The sequence below is a fragment of the Halomonas sp. 111 genome (assembly GCF_052379685.1).
In the GTDB taxonomy this organism is placed as follows: Bacteria; Pseudomonadota; Gammaproteobacteria; order Pseudomonadales; family Halomonadaceae; genus Vreelandella; species Vreelandella citrativorans.
Genome location: NZ_JBQSYV010000001.1, coordinates 13,214 through 33,237, shown reverse-complemented (window position 1 = coordinate 33,237; position 20,024 = coordinate 13,214). Strand labels below are relative to the sequence as shown.

The window sequence follows — 20,024 nt, the reverse complement described above, 5'->3', positions numbered from 1 at the left end:
CCGCCACCCGCGGGTGCCTTATTTACTCGTTCCCCGCAAAACGTTACCACGCGCTACGATTCTCGCTGGATTCGAAAATAGCGCAAATTCGTAGCGCGTGGTAAGCGCAGCGCACCCGCGAGAGCAACGCGAAGCGTTGCCGGGGTTGGGTGGCGGGGTGCAATAGCATAGACATAAGCACGGTGGCACAGCCAAGGCGGCTTGCGCCGCCACCCGCGGGTGCCTTATTTACTCGTTCCTCGCAAAACGTTACCACGCGCTACAATTCTTGCTGGATCCAAAAATAGCGCAAATTCGTAGCGCGTGGTAAGCGCAGCGCATCCGCGAGAGCAACGCGAAGCGTTGCCGGGATTGGGTGGCGGGGTGCAATAGCATAGACATAAACACGGTGGCACAAGCCAAGGCGGCTTGCGCCGCCACTCGCGGGTGCCTTATTTGCTCGTTTCTCGCAAAACGTTACCACGCGCTACGATTCTTGCTGGATTCGAACATAGCGCAAATTTGTAGCGCGTGGTAAGCGCAGCGTACCCGCGGGAGCAACGCGAAGCGTTGCCGGGTGATGAGGTACAAAAGCATAAGCACGGAGGCACAGCCAAGGCGGCTTGGCGCCGCCACTCGCGGGTGCCTTATTTGCTCGTTCCTCGCAAAACGTTACCACGCGCTACGGTTTTTGCGGGATTCGAAAATAGCGCAAATTTGTAGCGCGTATAAGCGCAGCGCACCCGCGGGAGCAACGCGAAGCGTTGCCGGGGTTGGGTGGCGCGGCCAAGGAGGCTTGCGCCGCCACTCGCGGGTGCCTTATTTGCTCGTTCCTTGCAAAATGTTACCACGCGCTACGGTTTTTGCTGGATTCGAAAAGCGGGGCCGGCATTACCTCACAACAAATCAGCAGCGTCCTGACGCTTCTCGTCACGTAATTTATCGCGGGCGATATACAGGGCTGCTATGGCACGGGCTTCATGAAAATCGTCGCGTAGCAAAAGGGCAGGTAGCTCTTCGATGGGGTGGGTCTCGACAATAAGCGGCTCTGGCTCATCGCCCGGCAGCCGTTTGGCATACAGGTCGGTTGCGATTAATACCTGCATGCGATGGCGCATATAGTTGGGGGCCAGTGAAAGCTCAACTAAAGGCTCGATGCAGTGAGCGCCAAAGCCGCACTCTTCCATCAATTCACGGTTAGCCGCGGTAATAACATCCTCGCCCGGGTCCACCAATCCTTTGGGAAGCGTTAATACGTAGTCTTCAAAACCTGCCGCGTACTCGCGTATCAGCAACACATGGTCAGGGTCAGGCATGGCCACAATCATTACCGCACCACGGTCGGCGCCGGTTAAACGCTCAAACTGGCGCTCCTCGCCGTTCGAGAAGCGTAAATCCAGCGACTCAATATGAAACAAGCGGCTTTTGGCTACGCTCTCACGGGCCAGTATCTGCGGCTTGCGCAGGTAGCCGGTGGGAGAATCAGATGCTGACATAAGGGCCTCCATGGCTGCTAAATAAGGGTTAGGCTACAATAGCACGCTTACTCTTTTAGACTGGAGCGGCAATGATTGATTGGCGCGAAATTGATACCGTGCTGTTGGATATGGACGGTACGCTGCTGGACCTACACTTTGACAGCCACTTCTGGTTGGAGCATCTCCCGCGCCGTTATAGAGAGCTTCATCAGCTTGATGAAGCATCTCAAAATGCACTCCAGCAGCGCATTATGGGCGAGCAGGGCACGCTAAACTGGTACAGCCTGGCGTACTGGAGCCGAGAGCTGAATGTCGACGTTGTTGCGCTCAAGCGGGAAGTGCAGCATTTAATTGGTCTACGTAGCGATGCACTCGACTTCTTAGCGTGGCTAAAGCAGGCCCATCCCCGAGTGATATTGGCCACCAACGCTGATAGAGCCAGCCTATCGCTTAAATTGCCGTTAACAGGGTTGGAAAACTACCTGGATGCCATCATCTCCTCTGAAGATGTAGGGGCAGCGAAAGAGGAGCAGGCATTTTGGTTTGCACTGCAAGACATCGAACCTTTTGACCCGGCCCGTACCCTGTTTATAGACGATAACTCCCGCGTGCTGGAAAGCGCCCGCGAATTTGGCATCCGGCATTTGCTGGGTATTAAACAGCCAGACAGCCAGCGCCCAGAAAAAGAGCTGCAGGAGTTTATCGCTCTGGACCGATTTGCCCAACTGCTGCCAGAAAACGTACCGGGGTAGCAAGGAGAGCGTTAATGAGCGACACCGTTCGCTTGGATAAGTGGTTATGGGCAGCGCGGTTTTTTAAAACCCGTGCGCTCGCTAAAAAAGCCATTGAAGGTGGCAAGGTGCATTATGACGGTGCGCGTGTCAAAACCAGTAAAAATGTCGAGCTGGGGGCGCTTATCCGCGTGCCTCAGGGATGGGATATTTACGAGGTCAAAGTAACCGAGCTTTCTGACCAGCGTCGCGGTGCGCCTGAGGCCCGAAAACTCTATGCAGAGACCACCGAAAGTGCCGAGCGCCGTGCCCGTGAGACCGAAGCCCGCAGGCTTACTAATCAAGCCATGCAGCACCCCCTCAAACGGCCTGATAAAAAGCAGCGCCGCGATATACAGCGCTTTCAGCGTCAGCCCAGCGAGTAGCCGACGTTTCCTGCCTGGGGCTGCCTTCACCGTTAAGGCAGGCTAGCCCGCCAAGCGCCTACTTTAAGTACCCTTTTACTGCAGGACCTTGTTATGTCTGATCAAATTCAGCGGTTTATGTTTGACCAAACCAACGTGCGTGGCGAAATCGTAACGCTAGCCACTGCCTACCACGAAGTGCTCACGCGCCACGCGTATCCGCCCGCCGTCAATGAGCTGTTGGGGGAACTGCTGGCCGCTGTCGCGCTACTAACCGATACCATTAAGTTGGACGGCACCTTGAGTATTGAAGTGCGTGGCCAGGGCGTGCTGTCGCTGCTAATGGCGGAGTCCAACCCCGGCGGCGAGCTACGTGCGATTGCGCGTGTGGCACAAGACAGCCACTTGCCCAGCGAGCGAGCAGACTTTCGTGAATTGGTCGGAGAAGGTCAAATTGTCATTACGCTCGACCCGCGTGAAGGCAAGCGCTACCAAGGCATTGTCGCGCTGGATCACGAAACGCTCAGTGGCTGTCTGGAAGCCTATTTTGGAAAATCCGAACAGTTGCCTACGCGCTTGTGGTTAGCGGCAGATGGCGAGCGTGCTGGTGGCCTATTGCTGCAGCGCCTGCCTGATGCCTCGCAAAATCAGGATGTCGATGCGTGGGAGCGCAGCGTCGCGTTGGCCGATACGATCAAGCCTGAGGAGCTTTTGGGGTTAGAGCAGCGCGAAGTGCTTTATCGCCTTTATCATGAAGAGACGGTTCGGGTCTTTGATCCTAAAGCCCTGCGTTTTGGCTGTACCTGTTCGCGGGAGCGAATGGCGGGAGGATTGATCACGTTAGGCGCTGCTGAACTGCGCGATATTGTGCGTGAAAAAGGCGCTATTGATACGCAATGCCACTTCTGTCACACGAAATATCACTACACTGCGGCTGATGTTGAGACATTATTGGAGAACCCGGATGCACCATCGCCGGTTATTCACTGATTATGTAGTCGTTTATCAAGGCGCTGATTAACGGGGTGTGCTCGCAAAAGGGCAGTAGCGACAACGGTTGTAGCGATTTCACCCTGAAAATAGTTGAAAACTTACTGCGCTGCAATAAGAAATATTGTGTATTTGTAGTAGTTTAACTACAAAATATTTGCTCAAAGCCCCCGTTTCCCGGGGGCTTTCTTTTTGCAATAATGCGCCTGACTTCAGCACACCCAGCGCAATGTAATGTTGTTGGGATGACCTTTTTTTGGTGGCGTTAACAGCGCCCGGTAACGAGAGAATGGCCGCAAGGCCCAGGAATCAAAATGACCACGACTCAAGCCGCTCCCCAAGCCCACGTGAATCTTAGCAGCGCCGAATTAATCGAGCGCGCCGTGGCCCGTGGTGAAGGCCGCCTGTCGGCAGATGGCGCTCTGGCCATCAATACTGGCGTACGTACGGGGCGTTCGCCAGCTGACCGCTTTATTGTCGATGAACCGTCGACGCGTGACAGTATTGATTGGGGCAGCGTCAACCGCCCGTTTGATGCCGCTAAATTCGACGCTTTGTGGGCGCGGGTTGAAGAGTATCTAAGCCGTCGTGAGTATTTTGTATCTGAGCTGCATGTGGGTAGTGATTCCACCCACTATCTGCCGGTCCGCGCGACCACTGAAACCGCTTGGCAGAATCTTTTCGGCCGCACCATGTTTGTACGTCCGAGCGCTTACAACCCGGCGGGTAAAGATGAGTGGGTCATTCTCAACGCGGCAAATTTTGAGTGCGAGCCGAGCCGTGATGGCACCAACTCTGACGGCTGCGTAATTATCAATTTCGCCGAGAAAAAAGTGCTGATCGCCGGTATGCGCTACGCAGGCGAAATGAAAAAAGCCATGTTCTCGGTACAGAACTTCCTGCTGCCAGCGTCTGACGTGCTGCCGATGCACTGCTCGGCCAACGTGGGTGAAGATGGTGAAACTTGCCTGTTCTTCGGTCTTTCTGGTACGGGTAAAACCACGCTTTCCGCTGACCCGGCACGTTACCTGATCGGTGATGACGAGCACGCCTGGGGCGACGGTATCGTCTTCAACATGGAAGGTGGTTGCTACGCCAAATGTATCGACCTTTCCGAGAAAAACGAGCCGGTTATCTGGAACGCGATTAAGTTCGGCACGGTGCTTGAAAACGTGGTGCTCAATGACCGCCTCGAGCCTGACTACGCCGACGACAGCCTGACGCAGAACTCGCGTGCCGCGTATCCGCTTGAGCATATTGAAAAGCGCGTGCCGGAAAACCTGGCGGGCGAGCCCAATGCCATCGTCTTTTTGACCTGCGATATGTCAGGCGTATTGCCGCCGGTGTCAGTGCTTTCCAAAGAAGCCGCGGCTTACCACTTCCTTTCCGGTTACACCGCAAAGGTTGGCTCTACCGAAATGGGCTCTTCAGAAGGCTTGGCCGCTACGTTCTCTACCTGCTTTGGTGCCCCGTTCTTCCCGCGCCCGGCGCGTGAGTACGCGGATCTTCTGATCAAACGTGTTGATAAGAAAGACGCTCAGGTTTACCTGGTCAATACCGGCTGGACGGGCGGCGCGTTTGGGGAAGGCGGTTCACGCTTCTCTATCCCGACGACGCGCGCGATTATCAGTGCGATTCAGTCAGGCGTGTTGCGCGATGTAGAAACGCGCCATATCGAAGGCTTGAACCTTGACGTGCCGGTTGCCGTGCCAGGCGTTGATTCCAGCCTGCTTGACCCGCGTGATACTTGGCAAGACCGCGCTGCCTACGACCAGCACCTGAAAGAGCTAGCGACTAAATTCGTGGATAACTTCAAGAAGTTTGAAGGGGTGAGCGAAGCGATCCTCAAGGCAGGCCCGCAGTTGGGTTGATATTGAGTAGTGGCGAGCAAAGCACGCCAAGCCAGAAGGCCGCCCACGGGCGGCCTTCTGCTATTTGCATGGTTGAAGGTTCAGTTGAGGCCTGCGCGTCGCGTGCAGATAAAGCGGTAGTAGGCTGATTGTGATACCTTGTCAGCACTAAAAAATGCTGCATGAGTTAGTTGCAATTTATGGATGTCAATCAGCGAATTATTTCCCGCTTAGCCGACGAGCTAGGCGTGCGTACCCAGCAAGTAGCGGCTACGGTAGAGCTGTTGGATGGCGGTGCCACCGTGCCGTTTATTGCCCGTTACCGTAAAGAAATTACCGGGGCATTAGATGATACCCAACTGCGTCAGTTGGATGAGCGGTTGCGCTATCTGCGCGAGCTTGAAGAGCGCCGTGCCGCTGTCCTGGAAGCCATTGATGAGCAGGGCAAGTTGGATGCATCGCTCAAGGCGAGCATAGACGCGGCAGAAACCAAGCAACGCCTTGAAGATCTCTATTTACCCTTTAAGAAAAAACGCCGCACAAAGGCACAAATCGCGCGTGAAGCGGGGCTTGAGCCGTTGGCGGATGCGCTGCTGGCGAATCCCGCGCTTGACCCTGAAGCGGAAGCAGCCGGCTACCTGCGACCGGCAGAGGGTGATATTCCCGCCGTTGAAGATGCCAAAGCGGCGCTGGACGGCGCTAAACAAATCCTGATGGAGCGCTTTGCCGAAGACCCCGAGCTAATCGGTCGGTTGCGCGAGCGCCTCTGGCAAGAGGGTGAGCTGAGTGCCCGTGTGCTGGAGGGCAAGCAGCAAGAAGGCGCTAAGTTTGCGGATTACTTTGAGCACGATGAAAAGCTTGCCAAAGTGCCTTCACACCGTGCGCTTGCCATGTTCCGTGGCCGCAATGAAGGCGTGCTGAGCCTCGCTATTCGCTTGTCTGGTGAAGATGATGCGCCTATTCATCCCGCCCAGGTGGCCATTGCCAAACAGGTGGGCATTAGCGATGAGGGCCGCGCTGCTGATAAATGGTTGGGCGAGGTGGTCCGTTGGACATGGCGAGTGAAACTCTACACAGCGCTGGAAACCGAGCTGCTGGGGCGTTTGCGCGAGCAGGCTGAGCAAACTGCCATCGAAGTATTTGCCGCCAATCTGAAAGACCTGCTGTTGGCCGCACCCGCTGGGCAAAAAATCACCCTGGCGCTTGATCCAGGTTTGCGTACCGGTTGCAAGGTGGCGGTCATTGACGCAACCGGGCAGTTTATCGACCAGGCGACTATTTACCCGCATGCGCCACAAAACCGCTGGGATGAGTCGCTCAACGTGCTGGCTAAGCTCGTTAAGCAGCATGGCGTTCAACTGGTTGCTGTTGGGAACGGCACCGCCAGCCGTGAAACCGACAAGCTGGCAGGGGAGCTACTGAAAGCACTGGCGCCTGAGTATCGGGTCAGCAAAGTGATGGTATCGGAAGCCGGGGCGTCTGTTTACTCCGCTTCGGAATATGCTTCTCGTGAGCTGCCGGATCTTGATGTAACAATACGCGGCGCGGTGTCGATTGCTCGCCGTTTGCAAGACCCGCTGGCTGAGCTGGTTAAAATTGAGCCCAAGTCGATTGGCGTAGGCCAGTATCAGCATGACGTTTCTCAGGTACAGCTATCGCGTAGCCTAGAGGCTGTCATTGAAGATTGTGTTAATGCCGTGGGGGTTGACCTTAACACGGCGTCAAGCGCGTTGCTCTCACGAGTGGCAGGCCTAAGTGCTGCGATAGCTGAGAATATCGTGGCCCAGCGTAACAGCCTTGGTGCGTTTAAAAGCCGTAAAGCACTGCTGGACGTTAGCCGCCTGGGCCCCAAAACCTTTGAGCAGTGCGCAGGTTTTTTGCGCATCAGCAATGCGGATAACCCGTTGGATGCAAGTGCCGTTCACCCGGAAGCCTATACCCTGGTCGAGCGCATCGCTAAACAGAGTGGCCGTGATGTTAAAGGCTTGATTGGCGATAGCGCTGCGCTGAAAGCGTTAAAGCCCGCTGATTTTGCCGATGAGCGCTTTGGTGTGCCCACGGTCAGCGACATTCTGAGCGAGCTTGATAAGCCGGGGCGTGACCCACGGCCTGAATTTAAAGCTGCAGAATTCCGCGAGGGCGTGGAAACGCTCAAGGATTTGAAGTTGGGCATGGTGCTGGAGGGTACCGTGACGAACGTAACGCCCTTTGGTGCGTTTGTAGATATTGGCGTCCATCAGGATGGTCTGGTACATATCTCTGCACTGTCTGATCGCTTTATTGACGACCCACGTAGCGTAGTTAAAGCGGGTGATATTGTGTCGGTAAAAGTGATGAGCGTGGATATTGCACGTAAGCGGGTGGGGCTTTCCATGCGCCTGAATGATGAGCCGGAACGCGAGCAAGAGCGCGCGTCATCAGCCGTTAATAAAGGGTCGCAAAAGTCACCACGTAGCCAACGACCTGCCAGTAAGAGCACGGAAACTTCGGCGCCAATGGGGGCGCTGGGGGCGGCATTGCTGAAAGCCAAGCAGGGCAAGTAGACGCATACGTTGAACGCTTATGTAACTTGAAGGCTTGCGTGGCTTGAAAATACATGTCTTGAAAATATTAGGGCTGCCGCCATATCCTGCCTTTTATGATTGATGGATATGCTGGCGATGCCACCTGATTTCACCAGGGCTCGTCCAAAACGAGCCTTACTGACAAGGAGTGTTCACCTTGCCTGAACCACTCACTGTGCCATCTTCGCTGACCTCCCAGGTTGAGCGATTGTTACCCAGCGCGCGCTTGGGCCGCATGGGACGCTTACGCCGCGGGCTGGAAAAAGAAGGACTGCGGGTTGATGCAAACGGCCATATTGCGCAAACCCCGCACCCAAGTGCTTTGGGTTCCAAGCTAACGCACCCGCATATCACCACTGATTATTCAGAAGCGTTGATTGAATACATTACCCCGGTGTATTCGCAGCCGCGTGAAGCCTTGGCTTTTTTATCGGATCTGCACACCTTTACCTATCAGCACCTTGACCAGGAGTGGGTCTGGCCGGGGAGTATGCCGTCACGGCTTTCAGGTAATGCCAGCGTGCCCATTGCGGATTACGGCTCTTCCAACGTTGGCACCATGAAGCACGTCTACCGTAAAGGGCTGGACGTACGTTATGGGCGGATCATGCAGGCAATTGCTGGCGTACACTACAACGTCTCGTTACCTGATGATATGTGGCACGCGCTGCGCGAGCTGGAAGGTGCGAATAATATCCCGTTTAACGACTATCGTTCGACGCGCTATTTTGGCCTTATCCGTAATTTTCGACGTCATAGCTGGCTGCTGCTTTATCTGTTTGGCGCTTCGCCTGCGGTAGATAAAAGCTTTTTGCCTAACGGCAACGTGCCTGAAAAGTTGAAGCCACTCAACGACGATACGTTTTATGCACCGTTCGCTACAACGCTGCGTATGTCGGATCTAGGCTATCAAAACAAGGTCCAGGCTCAGCTTAAAATCTGCTTTAACTCGCTATCCAACTATGTGAACACGTTGCGCCATGCGATCTCAACGCCGTGGCCGGATTACGAAAAACTCGGCGTTAATGTAGAGGGTAACTGGCAGCAGTTGAATGCCAATATTCTCCAGATAGAGAACGAGTACTACAGCGATATTCGTCCCAAGCGCGTCGCCAAGCATAACGAAACGCCTAGCCAAGCGCTTGAAGCGCGCGGTGTTGAGTATATTGAAGTGCGCTGCTTGGACCTGAATCCCTTTGACCCGCTGGGTGTCACCGAGACGCAGATGCGCTTTGTCGACACCTTCCTGATGTGGTGTTTACTCAGCGATAGCCCGTGGATTTCTGATGATGAGTGCGACCGCCTGGACGACAACCGTCGTTGGGTGGTGGAGCGCGGCCGTGACCCAGAATTAACGCTGATTCGTAATGGCCAGACCACCTCGGTTAGTGAGTGGGGCGAGCAGATTTTTGCAGAATTACACGAAGTCGCCCGCCTGCTGGATGCTGTGGAAGACGATGCGCCTCACGCGGCAGCACTCAATGAGCTGGCCCCGCGTTTGCAAGATCCTTCTCTGACGCCCTCGGCTCAGCTGTTGGCGCTTATGAAAGAGGGCAATGGTTCGTTAAGTGATACGCTGCTTGGGCTGGCCAAGGAGCAGAGCGAAAAGCTTAAAAACACACCCATGCTGCGCTCACGCGAAGCCTTGCTTGACCAGTTGATTGAGACCTCGCATCAGCAGCAGAAAGATATAGAAGCGGCAGACCAGGAGAGTTTTGCTGACTTCCTCGATACGTACTTTACCAAAGCGCGTGAATCGCGCGCGTTGTCTGCGTTACTACTTGAGGAGAGGCAATGAAGCCCACAGCACTTCGCCCCGTGGCCCTTGCAGGCTTGGCATTTTGTGTCTTGATGATGGCCGTCGCGCTTGGCCTTGAGCATATTGTGGGTCTTGAACCCTGCCCGTTGTGCATTTTTCAGCGCGTAGCGGTCATTGCTGCAGGCGTGATCTTTGCGGTTGCGGCTATCCACAACCCAAGCGGCTGTGTGGGGAAAGGCATTTACGGTGTGTTGGGGGTGATAGCGGTAGCCACCGGCGCGTTTATTGCCGGTCGCCATGTGTGGCTGCAAACCCTCCCGGCTGACGAGGTACCGTCCTGTGGCCCAGGTCTTGGCTACATGATGGATATCCTGCCCATGCAGGATGTCGTTGCCATGGTGTTGACTGGCTCTGGAGAGTGCGCCGAGATTGACGTTACCTTTATGGGGGCTTCTCTGCCTGCCTGGACATTCCTCGGCTTTGTTATCCTGGCGCTTGTACCTCTGCGGATATTGTGGCTAGCTATCAAGCGATAGATGGCTGTTTGTGCGGCCAGCGTTTTGGCTGGCCGTTAGCATCAAGGAAACGGCCCCTAACAGAATTGACAGAGAAGGGTGGAAAAGCGAGTCTTGCTCTGTTGTAGGTGGCTATTAGCAAGGAGAAGCCCATGCTCGAAGATTGCAAAAACGCCCAAGAGCGCTGGGGAGGCGTTCATGGCTTGATTGACCGCTGGCTGGAGCAGCGCCGCACGCTTTTGGCGAGTTTTATCGAGCTAAAGGAAGCCTGTGACACTGAACTAGAAGCCGTTAGCAAAGAGCGCATTGATACCTTTAGCCAAATGCTCATGGATTATATTAGCGCGGGGCATTTTGAGATTTACCCCCAGCTCGCGGAAGAAGCGAAAGCTTTTGATGATGAGAGCGCGCTGCACATCGCATCACGGCTGCTGGAACGCCTTGAGATGTCTACGCAAATGGTGCTTGAGTTCGACCAGGATTACGAGTCACCTGTGCGTTGCCAGCAGCATTTGGTGCGCCTACCCGCCTGGATTGACCGCTTGGCAAAAGGCCTCACTGAGCGTTTTGCGCTAGAAGATCAGCTCATTGCCCGCTTGCACGCCGCCAATACCCCCAGCTAAGCCTTTCCTCTTCATTGCTTGTTGTTGTGCGCCAGATAAAAGCACCCTTGAAGGTGCTTTTTGTCGCATTTTATTCCGGCTAATCTTCCCAGACGCCCTGGTTTAATGGGGCGATACTTGCTGCTTGGTTGAGGCTTCCTAATACTGTTTCTTTTTATGAAGGAGACGTTTACATAAGTTGATTTAGTAATAAATAAGCTATAGTTTGCCTGAAGTGTGGTTTAACTATTAATAAGATGAGGAAGAGTAGTATGCGACGTTTTTCCAAGCCTTGTTTAGCAGGTTTTTGCCTATCGGCGATCAGTATTGCCCTCGCGCCCACAGTGGCCGCATGTACCTCCCTTCTTTATAGCGACGCAAATGATAAATTTTATGCGGGCCGCACCATGGAACTGCCCATGGAGCTACCTTATAAAGTGTCCTACTTTCCAGCAGGCACTAGCTTTGGCTCGCAGGCTGATAAACATCACGTGCTGGACTTTACCGGCCAAAACGCCTTTGTTGCCGTTACGGTGCCGGACCCCGTATCAAAAGATTTAAAAGTAGCTGAAGGCGTTAACGACAAGGGATTGACGTTTGGCTTGCTGGCGTATGCCAGCACCGAAGGCCCCGCCGATATGGTTAACAATACGCAGGCGGTGCTGGCAGCTATCGACCTCGGCGCTTGGGCGCTTTCTCAGTTTTCTACCGTTGACGAAGTAAAGCAGGCGTTAGAAGAGCAACCTGTTATGGTGACGTCGCTACTGCCGATGGGCGTGCTGGATACGCCGTTTCACTACACGTTGCACGATGCCACGGGTAAATCCATCGTGATTGAGTTTGCCAATCACGAGCAGAATGTTATCGACAACCCGCTAGGGGTTATGACCAACGGGCCAGAATTTTCCTGGCACATGACCAACCTGAATAACTACACGTTTTTAAGTAACGTTGACCAATCAAAGCTTGAGCTGAGTGGGGTAAAACTTGCTCAGCCTGACTCAGGAATTGCGACGGCCGGGCTGCCTGCGTCGAATACTTCAGTTGGGCGCTTTGTGCGTGCTATTTACTACTCCCAGTTTGCTGAAAAAGCGGAAAATGCAGACAGCGCCATCACGACGCTTGCCCATGTCATGAATAACTTTGACCGGCCGCGCGGTATTACCATCGACAACCGATTCCGCGACTCGATTGAAAATATTGCTGCCCCCGGCGTTAACAATGACCGTGTCTATACCTCGGAGTACACCTCCTGGACGTCACTGATTGACCTTCAGCAGCGGACGCTTCACCTGCGCTCTTACGATAGCCTTAACTACATCCATTTCGATCTGGATGAGCTAACGGATATTGATGAGATCCGTCATGTTGAACTAAAGGACGTAGTTCATGGCCCGCAAGATGCCACGCTGGCCTTGAGTCAATAAGCTAGCGTTTACAGAGCTAGTGTTTATAAGAGAAAGGGGGCCGCTCAAACGGCCCCCTGTGTTCGCGCTACGGCTTGCGGCGGTGTAGTTTGCCACCCAGCACCAGCATGCAGGGCGTCAACAGCAGGGTGAGGGCAGTCGCGAAGGTAAGCCCGCCTGCAATAGCGCTCGACATCTGTGTCCACCACTGCGCTGAAGGGGCGTTGAACCCAAGTGACGGTGCGAACAGGTTGACGTTCATGCTCAGTACCATCGGCATCAAACCCAGTACCGTGGTGATTGCCGTTAACAGCACAGGGCGAAGCCGCAAACAGCCTGCTTCCAATGCGGCCTCGGCCGGTGCCATCCCTTCAAGACGTAGCTCATTATAGGTATCGATTAATACGATATTGTTATTCACCACGATACCGGCCAGCGCAATGACCCCCATACCGACCATCACAATGCCAAAGGCCTGACCCGTGATCAGCAGCCCTATCAATATTCCGGCTGTCGAGAAGACGATGGCCGAAAGCACTAGAATCGCTTGGTAGAAGCTGTTGAATTGAGTCACCAGGATCAGCGACATCAGCCCAATAGCGACAAAGAACGCACTGATCAAGAACTGCATCGCCTCCAGTTGGTCCTCCTGTTCACCGGCCACATTCACCATCAAATCATCGGGCAGCTTGTCTTGCGCTGCCTGGAACAGTGCCCTTAAACGTTCATCTGCCAGGTACCCCGGCGCCAAATCAGCTTCGACGGTAATGGCTCGGCGCCCATTAATACGATTAAGTGTGCCTACTTTAGGTGCCGGAGTAATCTCCACGAAGTGAGAAATAGGCACCTGCCCGCGCGGTGTGTTTATCGTCATGCGGCCGAGTTGGTCGAGTGAGCGCCAACCTTCCGGTAACCGAATTCGAATATCGACCTCATCACTAACGTCAGGCGGCCGGTAGCTGGCCACCTGTAAGCCGTTGGTAAGCAGTTGCACCGCACTGCCAATGGTTGTGATATCAGTGCCCATGCGCGCGGCCGCTTCCCGGTCAACATTGATCCGCCACTCCACGCCTGGCAGGCTACGGTTATCCTGAATGGCAACGAACCCCCCTAGCTCATGCATGATGGCTTGTAACTGGTCCACCCCTGCATCGGCAACGGCTGGATTCATGGCGCTGACTTCCAGAACGATAGGCTTTCCGCCTCCTGGCCCCATCTCCTGCTCCTGAAACTCCAAGCGAATACCGGGAATGTCGCTGGCGCGTTCGGCCATATCGGCCAAAATTTCTCGGGAAGGGCGGCGTTCATACCAATCAATAAACTGAAACTGGAGTACGCCGATAACATCGTTCCCCAGTTGCTCGTTGGGAACGGCAAACGAACGCGCATAGAGCGCCTGTACTTCGCTCATCCCTGATAGCCGTGCCTCCACGCGCTGAACAATGGCATCCGCCTCTAGAGCAGAAAAGTCGCCACGGGCGCGTACCAACACCTGGGCACTGTCCGGCTCAACGTTGGGGAAGAAGTCGACCCCGTGATTGAGGCGCCCGTAGGCTGTGTAAATTAATGCCAGCAGCAGCACGGCAATGATAAGTACCCAGCCAGGGCGAGCCAGCAGGCGGGAAAGTAAGCGCCGGTAGGCGCGGCCCAGCCGAGTGCTTTGGTCGGGGCGAACTCCGCCCTGCGCTGGCTTGGTGGCCGTGCGGGTAAACAGTCGCCCAAGCGTGGGTAAGAAAATCAGCGCCATGGCCAGCGACGCCAGTAAACAGAGAATAACGGTTGCAGGCAGATACTTCATAAACTGACCGACCATGCCGGGCCAAAACAGCAGGGGGATAAACACCGCAAGTGTCGTGGCGGTAGAGGCGATCACCGGCCAGCTCATACGTGAGGCAGCGTTCAGCCATGCCTGGTGGGGCGATTGCCCCTCGCGCAGATGACGATCTGCCAGCTCGCTCACCACAATCGCCCCATCTACCAGCATGCCCGCGACCAGAATCAAGGCGAAGAGCACCACAATGTTGAGCGTGAACCCAAACGCCCAGACCAGCAGAATACCGGTTAAAAAGGCGCCAGGAATAGTCAGGCCCACCAGAAGCGCCATGCGCAAACCCATCACGGCGACCACCACGATGAGGACCAGTACTACGGCGGTCAGCACGTTATTGAGAAGCTCTGAGAGCATATCCTCAACCGTGACCGATTGGTCGAGAATGGTGGTGATATTTAACTGCTCGGGCAGCAAATCACTTGCCTGGTCGAGTGTCTCGCGCACCGCAGCAATGGTGGCAATAATGTTGGCTCCAGCGCGTTTGGATATTTCCAATACTACGGCGGGCTGGTCATCAATACGGGCAAAGCCTGCGGGGTCTTTAAAGGTGGGGTGAATCCAGGCGACGTCGCCAAAGGTAACAACGCGGTCCTCATCCACCTTCACTGGCATGTTCATAACATCTTCAAGCGACTCGATAACGCCGGGCACCTTCAACGCTATACGGCCTGCGCCAGTATCCAGGCTGCCCGCCGCTACCAGCCGGTTGTTATTGGAGACGATGTTAAACAGCTCGTTAAAATCGATGCCGTAACTCTCCAGCACCAGTGGGTCGACCACGATCTCCAGCAAGTCCTCCTGTTCACCACCAATATCCACTTCCAGCACATCAGCGATGCCTTCAATCTCCTCCTTTAGGCGGCGCGCCACGGTAATCCGTTCTCGGGTATCCAGTTGCCCGGAAAGGCCAATACTGAGTACCGGAAACTCTGACACATTGACTTCCATAACCCGCGGTTCATCCGCTTCGGAAGGTAAGTCGCTGCGGGCGATATCAACGCGGTCACGAACGTCGGAAAGCGCCGTGTCAGGGTCAAAGCCTGGGTCAAACTCCAATGAAATAGAAGCGTGGCCTTCGTTGGATTGGGCAGTGAACTTTCGCAGTCCTGCAATGCCGCGCAGTTCCTGCTCCATAGGACGAATCAGCAGACGCTCGCCATCCTCCGGGCTCACGCCCTCCAGCGTTAGCGAAACGTAAATCAGCGGAATCGTAACGTCGGGGTTGGCTTCCTTGGGAATGACCTGCCAGGCAACCACGCCTGCCAGCAGCAGGCTAACCAGCAGAAACAGAGTGGTGCGCGTATGGTGAAGCGCGGCATCAATCAACTGGCGCATTAGCGGGCCTCGGATGCAGCGTCAACAGAAACAGGCTCGACAACCTCGCCTGCATTCACAAGGCCAGCGCCCAGCGTGATTAAGCGCACCTGATCGGGCAGCCCACTGACGTAGGCACTTTCAATCGTCGCGCTAACCAGTTCTACCGGCGTCTCAATCACTTCGTTATCGGCATTGATATGCTTGATGGTCAGCTGATTTTCATGGCCGAGAGACAGCAGAGCAGGCGAGAGGCTGTGTACAGAGCGGGGCGGCAGGGTAATCGTAAGCTCTGCGCTACCGCCGGACATGGGCAGCTGCAAAGGGTTATCCAGCGTTGCTTCGACATAGAACGTACGCGTCGCTTCATTGGCCCGGCGGCTAATAAAGCTCAGCTCGCCCTCAAGATGAGCGCCATTGAGCAAGCGAGCCGTAACGGGCAGGCCAACGGCCAGGTCACCCACTTGTTGCTGAGACACCCAAGCGGTGCCGGTTAAACGGCGATCATCTACCAGTCGCCCCCACTCTTCGCCGGGTTGAACGAGATCACCCAATTCAACCTCAACACGGTCTAGCGTGCCGCTAAATGGGGCTTGGGGGCGTGAGTCGGCAAGCTGTTTTTCAAGCTGAGCGACTTGCGCTGCACTCGCGCTTAACGAGGCTTGTAAACGTAGCAGTTCGGGCTGGGAAATAAGCTGACGATCACGCAAATTCTGGGCGCCGGAGTATTCGGCTTGGGAGAGCGAAAGTTCATCGCGGGCTTGCTGTAAGCGTTCCGGCAGGGCGTCGTTATCCAGCACAAGTAGCGTATCCCCGGCCTCAACAGGGCTCCCTTGGGCAACAGGTTTTTCAACGACAAACCCACCGACGTTGGCGCGCAGGGTGACCTCACGCTCGGCGGTTAGCTGGCCTTGAACCATTTGCTGAGGGATGTAGGGCACGCTGTCGAGTGTCATCACTTCAACGCGCGGACCGCTTACGGAGCTACTTTGTGCCTCGGGAGGCGCGGATTGAAAGCGCTGGAAATCGCCCAGCAATAACCAAATGACCAGACCCAATACCAGTAAACTGGCCAGCATATAAGAAGAGGGAAGTTTGCGCATAAAGGGGGATCTATCCCTGGCAACTGTGTGCAACGACACACGAACAAGAAAAAAGGTGCAGCGATACAATAGCGCAACCAACGGCTTGCAGCGAGTGATTGGCAGGCCCGATGAAGGCAAAGTCACCGTATGGATGATTGAGTTTTTGCATGACTGCGCATAACATCTTGGCATCTTGAGTTCTGTCGACCCATTTGAAGGCGAACCAACCAAGGAGCAATGATGAAAGATCCAGTACGTATTGCGATTACCGGCGGTGCCGGCCAGATCAGTTACTCTCTTATTTTCCGCATCGCCGCTGGCGATATGCTGGGGCCGGATCAGCCTGTCATTCTTCAGCTGCTCGAAATTCCGCAAGCAATGGACGCGCTGAACGGCGTAGTAATGGAAGTCAACGACTGCGCCTTCCCGCTGGTACAAGACATTGTTGCCACTGACGATGCCAACGTTGCATTTAAAGATGCCGACTTCGCTTTGTTAGTCGGTGCGCGCCCGCGTGGCCCGGGTATGGAGCGTAAAGATCTGCTGGAAGCCAACGCCGCGATCTTCTCTGTACAAGGTAAAGCACTGAACGATCACGCTAGCCGTGACGTTAAAGTGCTGGTGGTGGGTAACCCGGCCAACACCAACGCGCTGATTGCTTCGTGCAACGCGCCGGACCTGGACAAAGGTCAGTTCACTGCCATGACGCGTCTGGACCATAACCGCGCCCTGACGCAGCTGGCCCAGAAAACCGGCAAGCACGTGACCGACGTTGAAAACATGATCATCTGGGGCAATCACAGCGCAACCCAGTACCCCGATATCGCTCAGTGCAAGGTTGACGGTAAAGCGGCGTTTGATCTGGTTGAACGTGATTGGTACGAAAACGACTTTATCCCGACGGTACAGCAGCGCGGTGCGGCGATCATCAAAGCACGTGGCGCGTCTTCTGCCGCCTCCGCTGCCTCTTCAGCCATCGACCATATGCACGACTGGGCGCTGGGTTCCAAAGGTATCGTCAGCATGGCGATTCCGTCTGACGGCAGCTACGGCATCGCCGAAGGTATCATCTACTCCTACCCAGTGCGTTGCCAGAGCGGCAAGTATGAAATCGTTCAAGGCTTTGAGCTTGACGAATTCAGCCAAGAGAAGATGAAAGCAACCGAGAAAGAACTGCGTGAAGAGCGCGCAGCCGTTGAGCACCTGCTCGGCTAAACGCGCTTCTGATTCTGTTAGTAACAACAACCCCGCAAGCCCAGGCTTGCGGGGTTGTTGTTTTATAAGTAACGCTTATTATTTCTATAATATGGACAAGATACGATGATTTTAAAGTAAAGAGAAAGGTGCTTCGGATGAGCTTAATTACTCAAAAGCAGGCTGCAAGGACAAATAAGAAGGGCCAGTCGCCTGAGCAAGCGCTTCATCGGGAATGGGAGCGTATTATCAAGCTGAAAGCGGGTAACGAACGGCTTGAGGATGATTTGAAAACCTTTGAAAAAGAATGCCTAGAGGTTATCGGGCCAGTAGAAGAGCAGGCGGCAGAGGCAATACTGGACCAAACCCGGCATTTAGGTACCTTTTTGTCGCGTAAATCATTAGCCCAGTGGCAACGCGCCGAGTTGATGGGCTGGATTGAAGAAAATCTAAACGATCTTCTGGCAAATCCTTTCTGTGATAGGCAAGTGCTTGAGGAGGTGCTTCAGCATATCGTTGATATGGATAACAGTAGGCTATCGCCGGAGCAGAGGCACGCGTATCAAAATAATAATGAAGATGGCATGAATGATGGTGCTCAGTATGCGCAAGAGGACTCAGAAGATATTGACAGTGAGAGCTTTGAGGCTTTGGAAGAGGAGCTTTTTGAAGAGTTCTTTCATCAGCAGCAAGAGCAGCAGCAAGAAAGAGAGCGGGAGCAAGAAGGTCAACAATCCTTGCAAGCGATGCTGGGAAAGTCATCTGTCAATATGATCTTTCGACGCTTAGCTCGCCTGCTGCATCCTGACCGAGAGTTGGATGCTGATCTTAAGCAGCTACGTGGCGAGCAGATGGGGCGAGCGACTCATGCAAGAGACAGCAACGATCTATTCACGCTGTTTTCAATGTATGAGGAGCATGTCGGCGAGTCACCCTTGGCTGACTTGGGGGATGATAAAAAGGTGCTAAAATTGCTGAAATCTTACTCGCGGACATTGCGGGAGCAGCGTGACGATATTATTAATGTTACTCCTATACGTGCGGGTTTTTATCAGCATTTTTATGATGCCAAACCAGAGATTAGAAAGCGTAAACTACAGGAGTATTGCAAGAAGGCAAGAGATCAGGCGAAGCGAGAAAAAGAGATTACTCACTCCATTCGCAGTATTGCGACACTCAAGCCTCATCTGGAAGAACGCTATGACATGGGGATGTCTCAGTTTGCTGTCGAAAGCTTGCTAGCATCCTATTAGCGCGTTTTTTGATCTCGCGACGGTGTGCAACCATTTGAGGGGATTCTTGTAGCGCGTGGTAAGCGAAGCGCACCCGCAGCGGCGGCCCGGCGCGGGAGCAGCGCGCAGCGGTGCCGGGGTTGATTCTGTGCCTTTAGGCGTCGTACCGCCGCCATTCGCGGGTGCCTTGCCGCTCGTTCCTCACGGCGCGTTACCGCGCGCTACTATATGTGGCCATTTGGGGGGGATTCTCGTAGCGCGTGGTAAGCGCAGCGCACCCGCGGGAGCAGCGCGCAGCGTTGCCGGGGTTAATTATGTGCCTTTAGGCGTCGTACCGCCGCCATTCGCGGGTGCCTTGCCGCTCGTTCCTCACGGCGCGTTACCGCGCGCTACGATGTGTGCAGCCATCTGAGGGGATTCTTGTAGCGCGTGGTAAGCGAAGCGCACCCGCGGGAGCAGCGCGCAGCGGTGCCGGGGTTGATTCTGTGCCTTTAGGCGTCGTACCGCCGCCATTCGTGGGTGCCTTGCCGTTCGTTCCTCACGGCGCGTTACCACGCGCTACGATGTGTGCGGCCATCTGAGGGGATTCTTGTAGCGCGTGGTAAGCGCCGCGCAGCGTTGCCGGGGTTGAATGCGGTGGCACATCCGGGCGACGTACCGCCGCCATTCGCGGGTGCCTTGCCGTTCGTTCCTCACGGCGTGTTACCACGCGCTACGATGTGTGCAACCATCTGAGGGGATTCTCGTAGCGCGTGGTAAGCGCAGCGCACCCGCGGGAGCAGCGCGCAGCGGTGCCGGGGTTGATTATGTGCCTCTAGGCGTCGTGCCGCCGCCATTCGCGGGTGCCTTGCCGTTCGTTCCTCACGGCGCGTTACCACGCGCTACGACGTGTGCAACCATCTGTTAGGTGATTCTCGTAGCGCGTGGTAAGCGAAGCGCACCCGCAAAAGCAGCGCGCAGCGGTGCCGGGGTTGAATGCGGTGGCGCAGCCGGGGCGTCGTACCGCCGCCATTCGCGGGTGCCTTGCCGTTCGTTCCTCACGGCGCGTTACCGCGCGCTACGATGTGTGCAATCATCTGAGGGGATTCTG

The 20,024-nt window shown here is 55.0% G+C and carries 16 protein-coding genes; 12 read left to right on the top strand and 4 right to left on the bottom strand.

What is annotated here, in order from left to right:
* Positions 1-875: 875 nt before the first annotated feature.
* Positions 876-1,475, bottom strand: a complete 600-nt coding sequence (gene nudE, locus ACT3T7_RS00145; protein WP_192527980.1) for an ADP compounds hydrolase NudE — start codon at positions 1,473-1,475, stop codon at positions 876-878.
* Positions 1,476-1,546: 71 nt separating this feature from the next.
* Between nudE and yrfG the strand changes: the two genes are divergently transcribed.
* The 9 genes from yrfG (at position 1,547) to ACT3T7_RS00100 (ending at position 12,299) form a co-directional block, all read left to right on the top strand.
* Positions 1,547-2,209 (top strand): GMP/IMP nucleotidase, encoded by a 663-nt coding sequence (yrfG, locus tag ACT3T7_RS00140; protein ID WP_172116167.1) that lies wholly within the window; start codon positions 1,547-1,549, stop codon positions 2,207-2,209.
* Between the two features lie 14 nt (positions 2,210-2,223).
* On the top strand, positions 2,224-2,613 hold the full coding sequence (hslR, locus tag ACT3T7_RS00135) for a ribosome-associated heat shock protein Hsp15 (RefSeq protein WP_444629711.1): 390 nt from the start codon (positions 2,224-2,226) through the stop codon (positions 2,611-2,613).
* A gap of 93 nt (positions 2,614-2,706) precedes the next feature.
* Positions 2,707-3,582 carry an Hsp33 family molecular chaperone HslO gene (gene hslO / locus ACT3T7_RS00130; protein WP_193055052.1) on the top strand — a complete coding sequence of 292 codons (876 nt, stop codon included), beginning with the start codon at positions 2,707-2,709 and terminating at the stop codon, positions 3,580-3,582.
* Positions 3,583-3,896: 314 nt separating this feature from the next.
* Positions 3,897-5,453 carry a phosphoenolpyruvate carboxykinase gene (locus ACT3T7_RS00125; protein WP_192527983.1) on the top strand — a complete coding sequence of 519 codons (1,557 nt, stop codon included), beginning with the start codon at positions 3,897-3,899 and terminating at the stop codon, positions 5,451-5,453.
* A 179-nt stretch (positions 5,454-5,632) separates the two neighbouring features.
* Complete coding sequence (locus ACT3T7_RS00120) at positions 5,633-7,975, top strand: Tex family protein (RefSeq protein WP_444629710.1); 2,343 nt, start codon at positions 5,633-5,635, stop codon at positions 7,973-7,975.
* A gap of 178 nt (positions 7,976-8,153) precedes the next feature.
* Complete coding sequence (gene gshA, locus ACT3T7_RS00115; RefSeq protein WP_192527985.1) at positions 8,154-9,794, top strand: glutamate--cysteine ligase; 1,641 nt, start codon at positions 8,154-8,156, stop codon at positions 9,792-9,794.
* The gene (locus ACT3T7_RS00110; RefSeq protein WP_444629709.1) at positions 9,791-10,291 is read left to right on the top strand and encodes a disulfide bond formation protein B; all 501 of its coding nucleotides are present in this window, start codon (positions 9,791-9,793) and stop codon (positions 10,289-10,291) included. The genes gshA and ACT3T7_RS00110 overlap by 4 nt, the downstream gene beginning before the upstream one ends.
* Before the next feature lie 131 nt (positions 10,292-10,422).
* Positions 10,423-10,893: a sigma D regulator gene (gene rsd / locus ACT3T7_RS00105; protein WP_192527987.1), complete on the top strand. Its 471-nt coding sequence runs from the start codon at positions 10,423-10,425 to the stop codon at positions 10,891-10,893.
* Positions 10,894-11,129: 236 nt separating this feature from the next.
* Positions 11,130-12,299: a linear amide C-N hydrolase gene (locus ACT3T7_RS00100; protein ID WP_444629708.1), complete on the top strand. Its 1,170-nt coding sequence runs from the start codon at positions 11,130-11,132 to the stop codon at positions 12,297-12,299.
* Between the two features lie 67 nt (positions 12,300-12,366).
* Here the strand turns inward: ACT3T7_RS00100 and ACT3T7_RS00095 are convergent, their stop codons facing one another.
* A complete protein-coding gene (locus ACT3T7_RS00095) occupies positions 12,367-15,444 on the bottom strand; it encodes an efflux RND transporter permease subunit (protein ID WP_444629707.1) in 3,078 nt (1,025 codons plus the stop codon).
* A complete protein-coding gene (locus ACT3T7_RS00090) occupies positions 15,444-16,526 on the bottom strand; it encodes an efflux RND transporter periplasmic adaptor subunit (RefSeq protein WP_444629706.1) in 1,083 nt (360 codons plus the stop codon). The genes ACT3T7_RS00095 and ACT3T7_RS00090 overlap by 1 nt, the downstream gene beginning before the upstream one ends.
* A gap of 222 nt (positions 16,527-16,748) precedes the next feature.
* On the opposite strand from ACT3T7_RS00090, the gene ACT3T7_RS00085 reads away from it, so the two are divergent.
* The 3 genes from ACT3T7_RS00085 (at position 16,749) to ACT3T7_RS00075 (ending at position 19,346) form a co-directional block, all read left to right on the top strand.
* Positions 16,749-17,723: a malate dehydrogenase gene (locus ACT3T7_RS00085; RefSeq protein ID WP_444629705.1), complete on the top strand. Its 975-nt coding sequence runs from the start codon at positions 16,749-16,751 to the stop codon at positions 17,721-17,723.
* 137 nt (positions 17,724-17,860) lie between these two features.
* A complete protein-coding gene (locus ACT3T7_RS00080) occupies positions 17,861-18,955 on the top strand; it encodes a hypothetical protein (protein ID WP_172116179.1) in 1,095 nt (364 codons plus the stop codon).
* Positions 18,956-19,010: 55 nt separating this feature from the next.
* Positions 19,011-19,346, top strand: a complete 336-nt coding sequence (locus tag ACT3T7_RS00075) for a hypothetical protein (RefSeq protein WP_444629704.1) — start codon at positions 19,011-19,013, stop codon at positions 19,344-19,346.
* Between the two features lie 126 nt (positions 19,347-19,472).
* Here the strand turns inward: ACT3T7_RS00075 and ACT3T7_RS00070 are convergent, their stop codons facing one another.
* Positions 19,473-19,601 (bottom strand): hypothetical protein, encoded by a 129-nt coding sequence (locus ACT3T7_RS00070; protein ID WP_444627894.1) that lies wholly within the window; start codon positions 19,599-19,601, stop codon positions 19,473-19,475.
* Between the last annotated feature and the right edge of the window lie 423 nt (positions 19,602-20,024).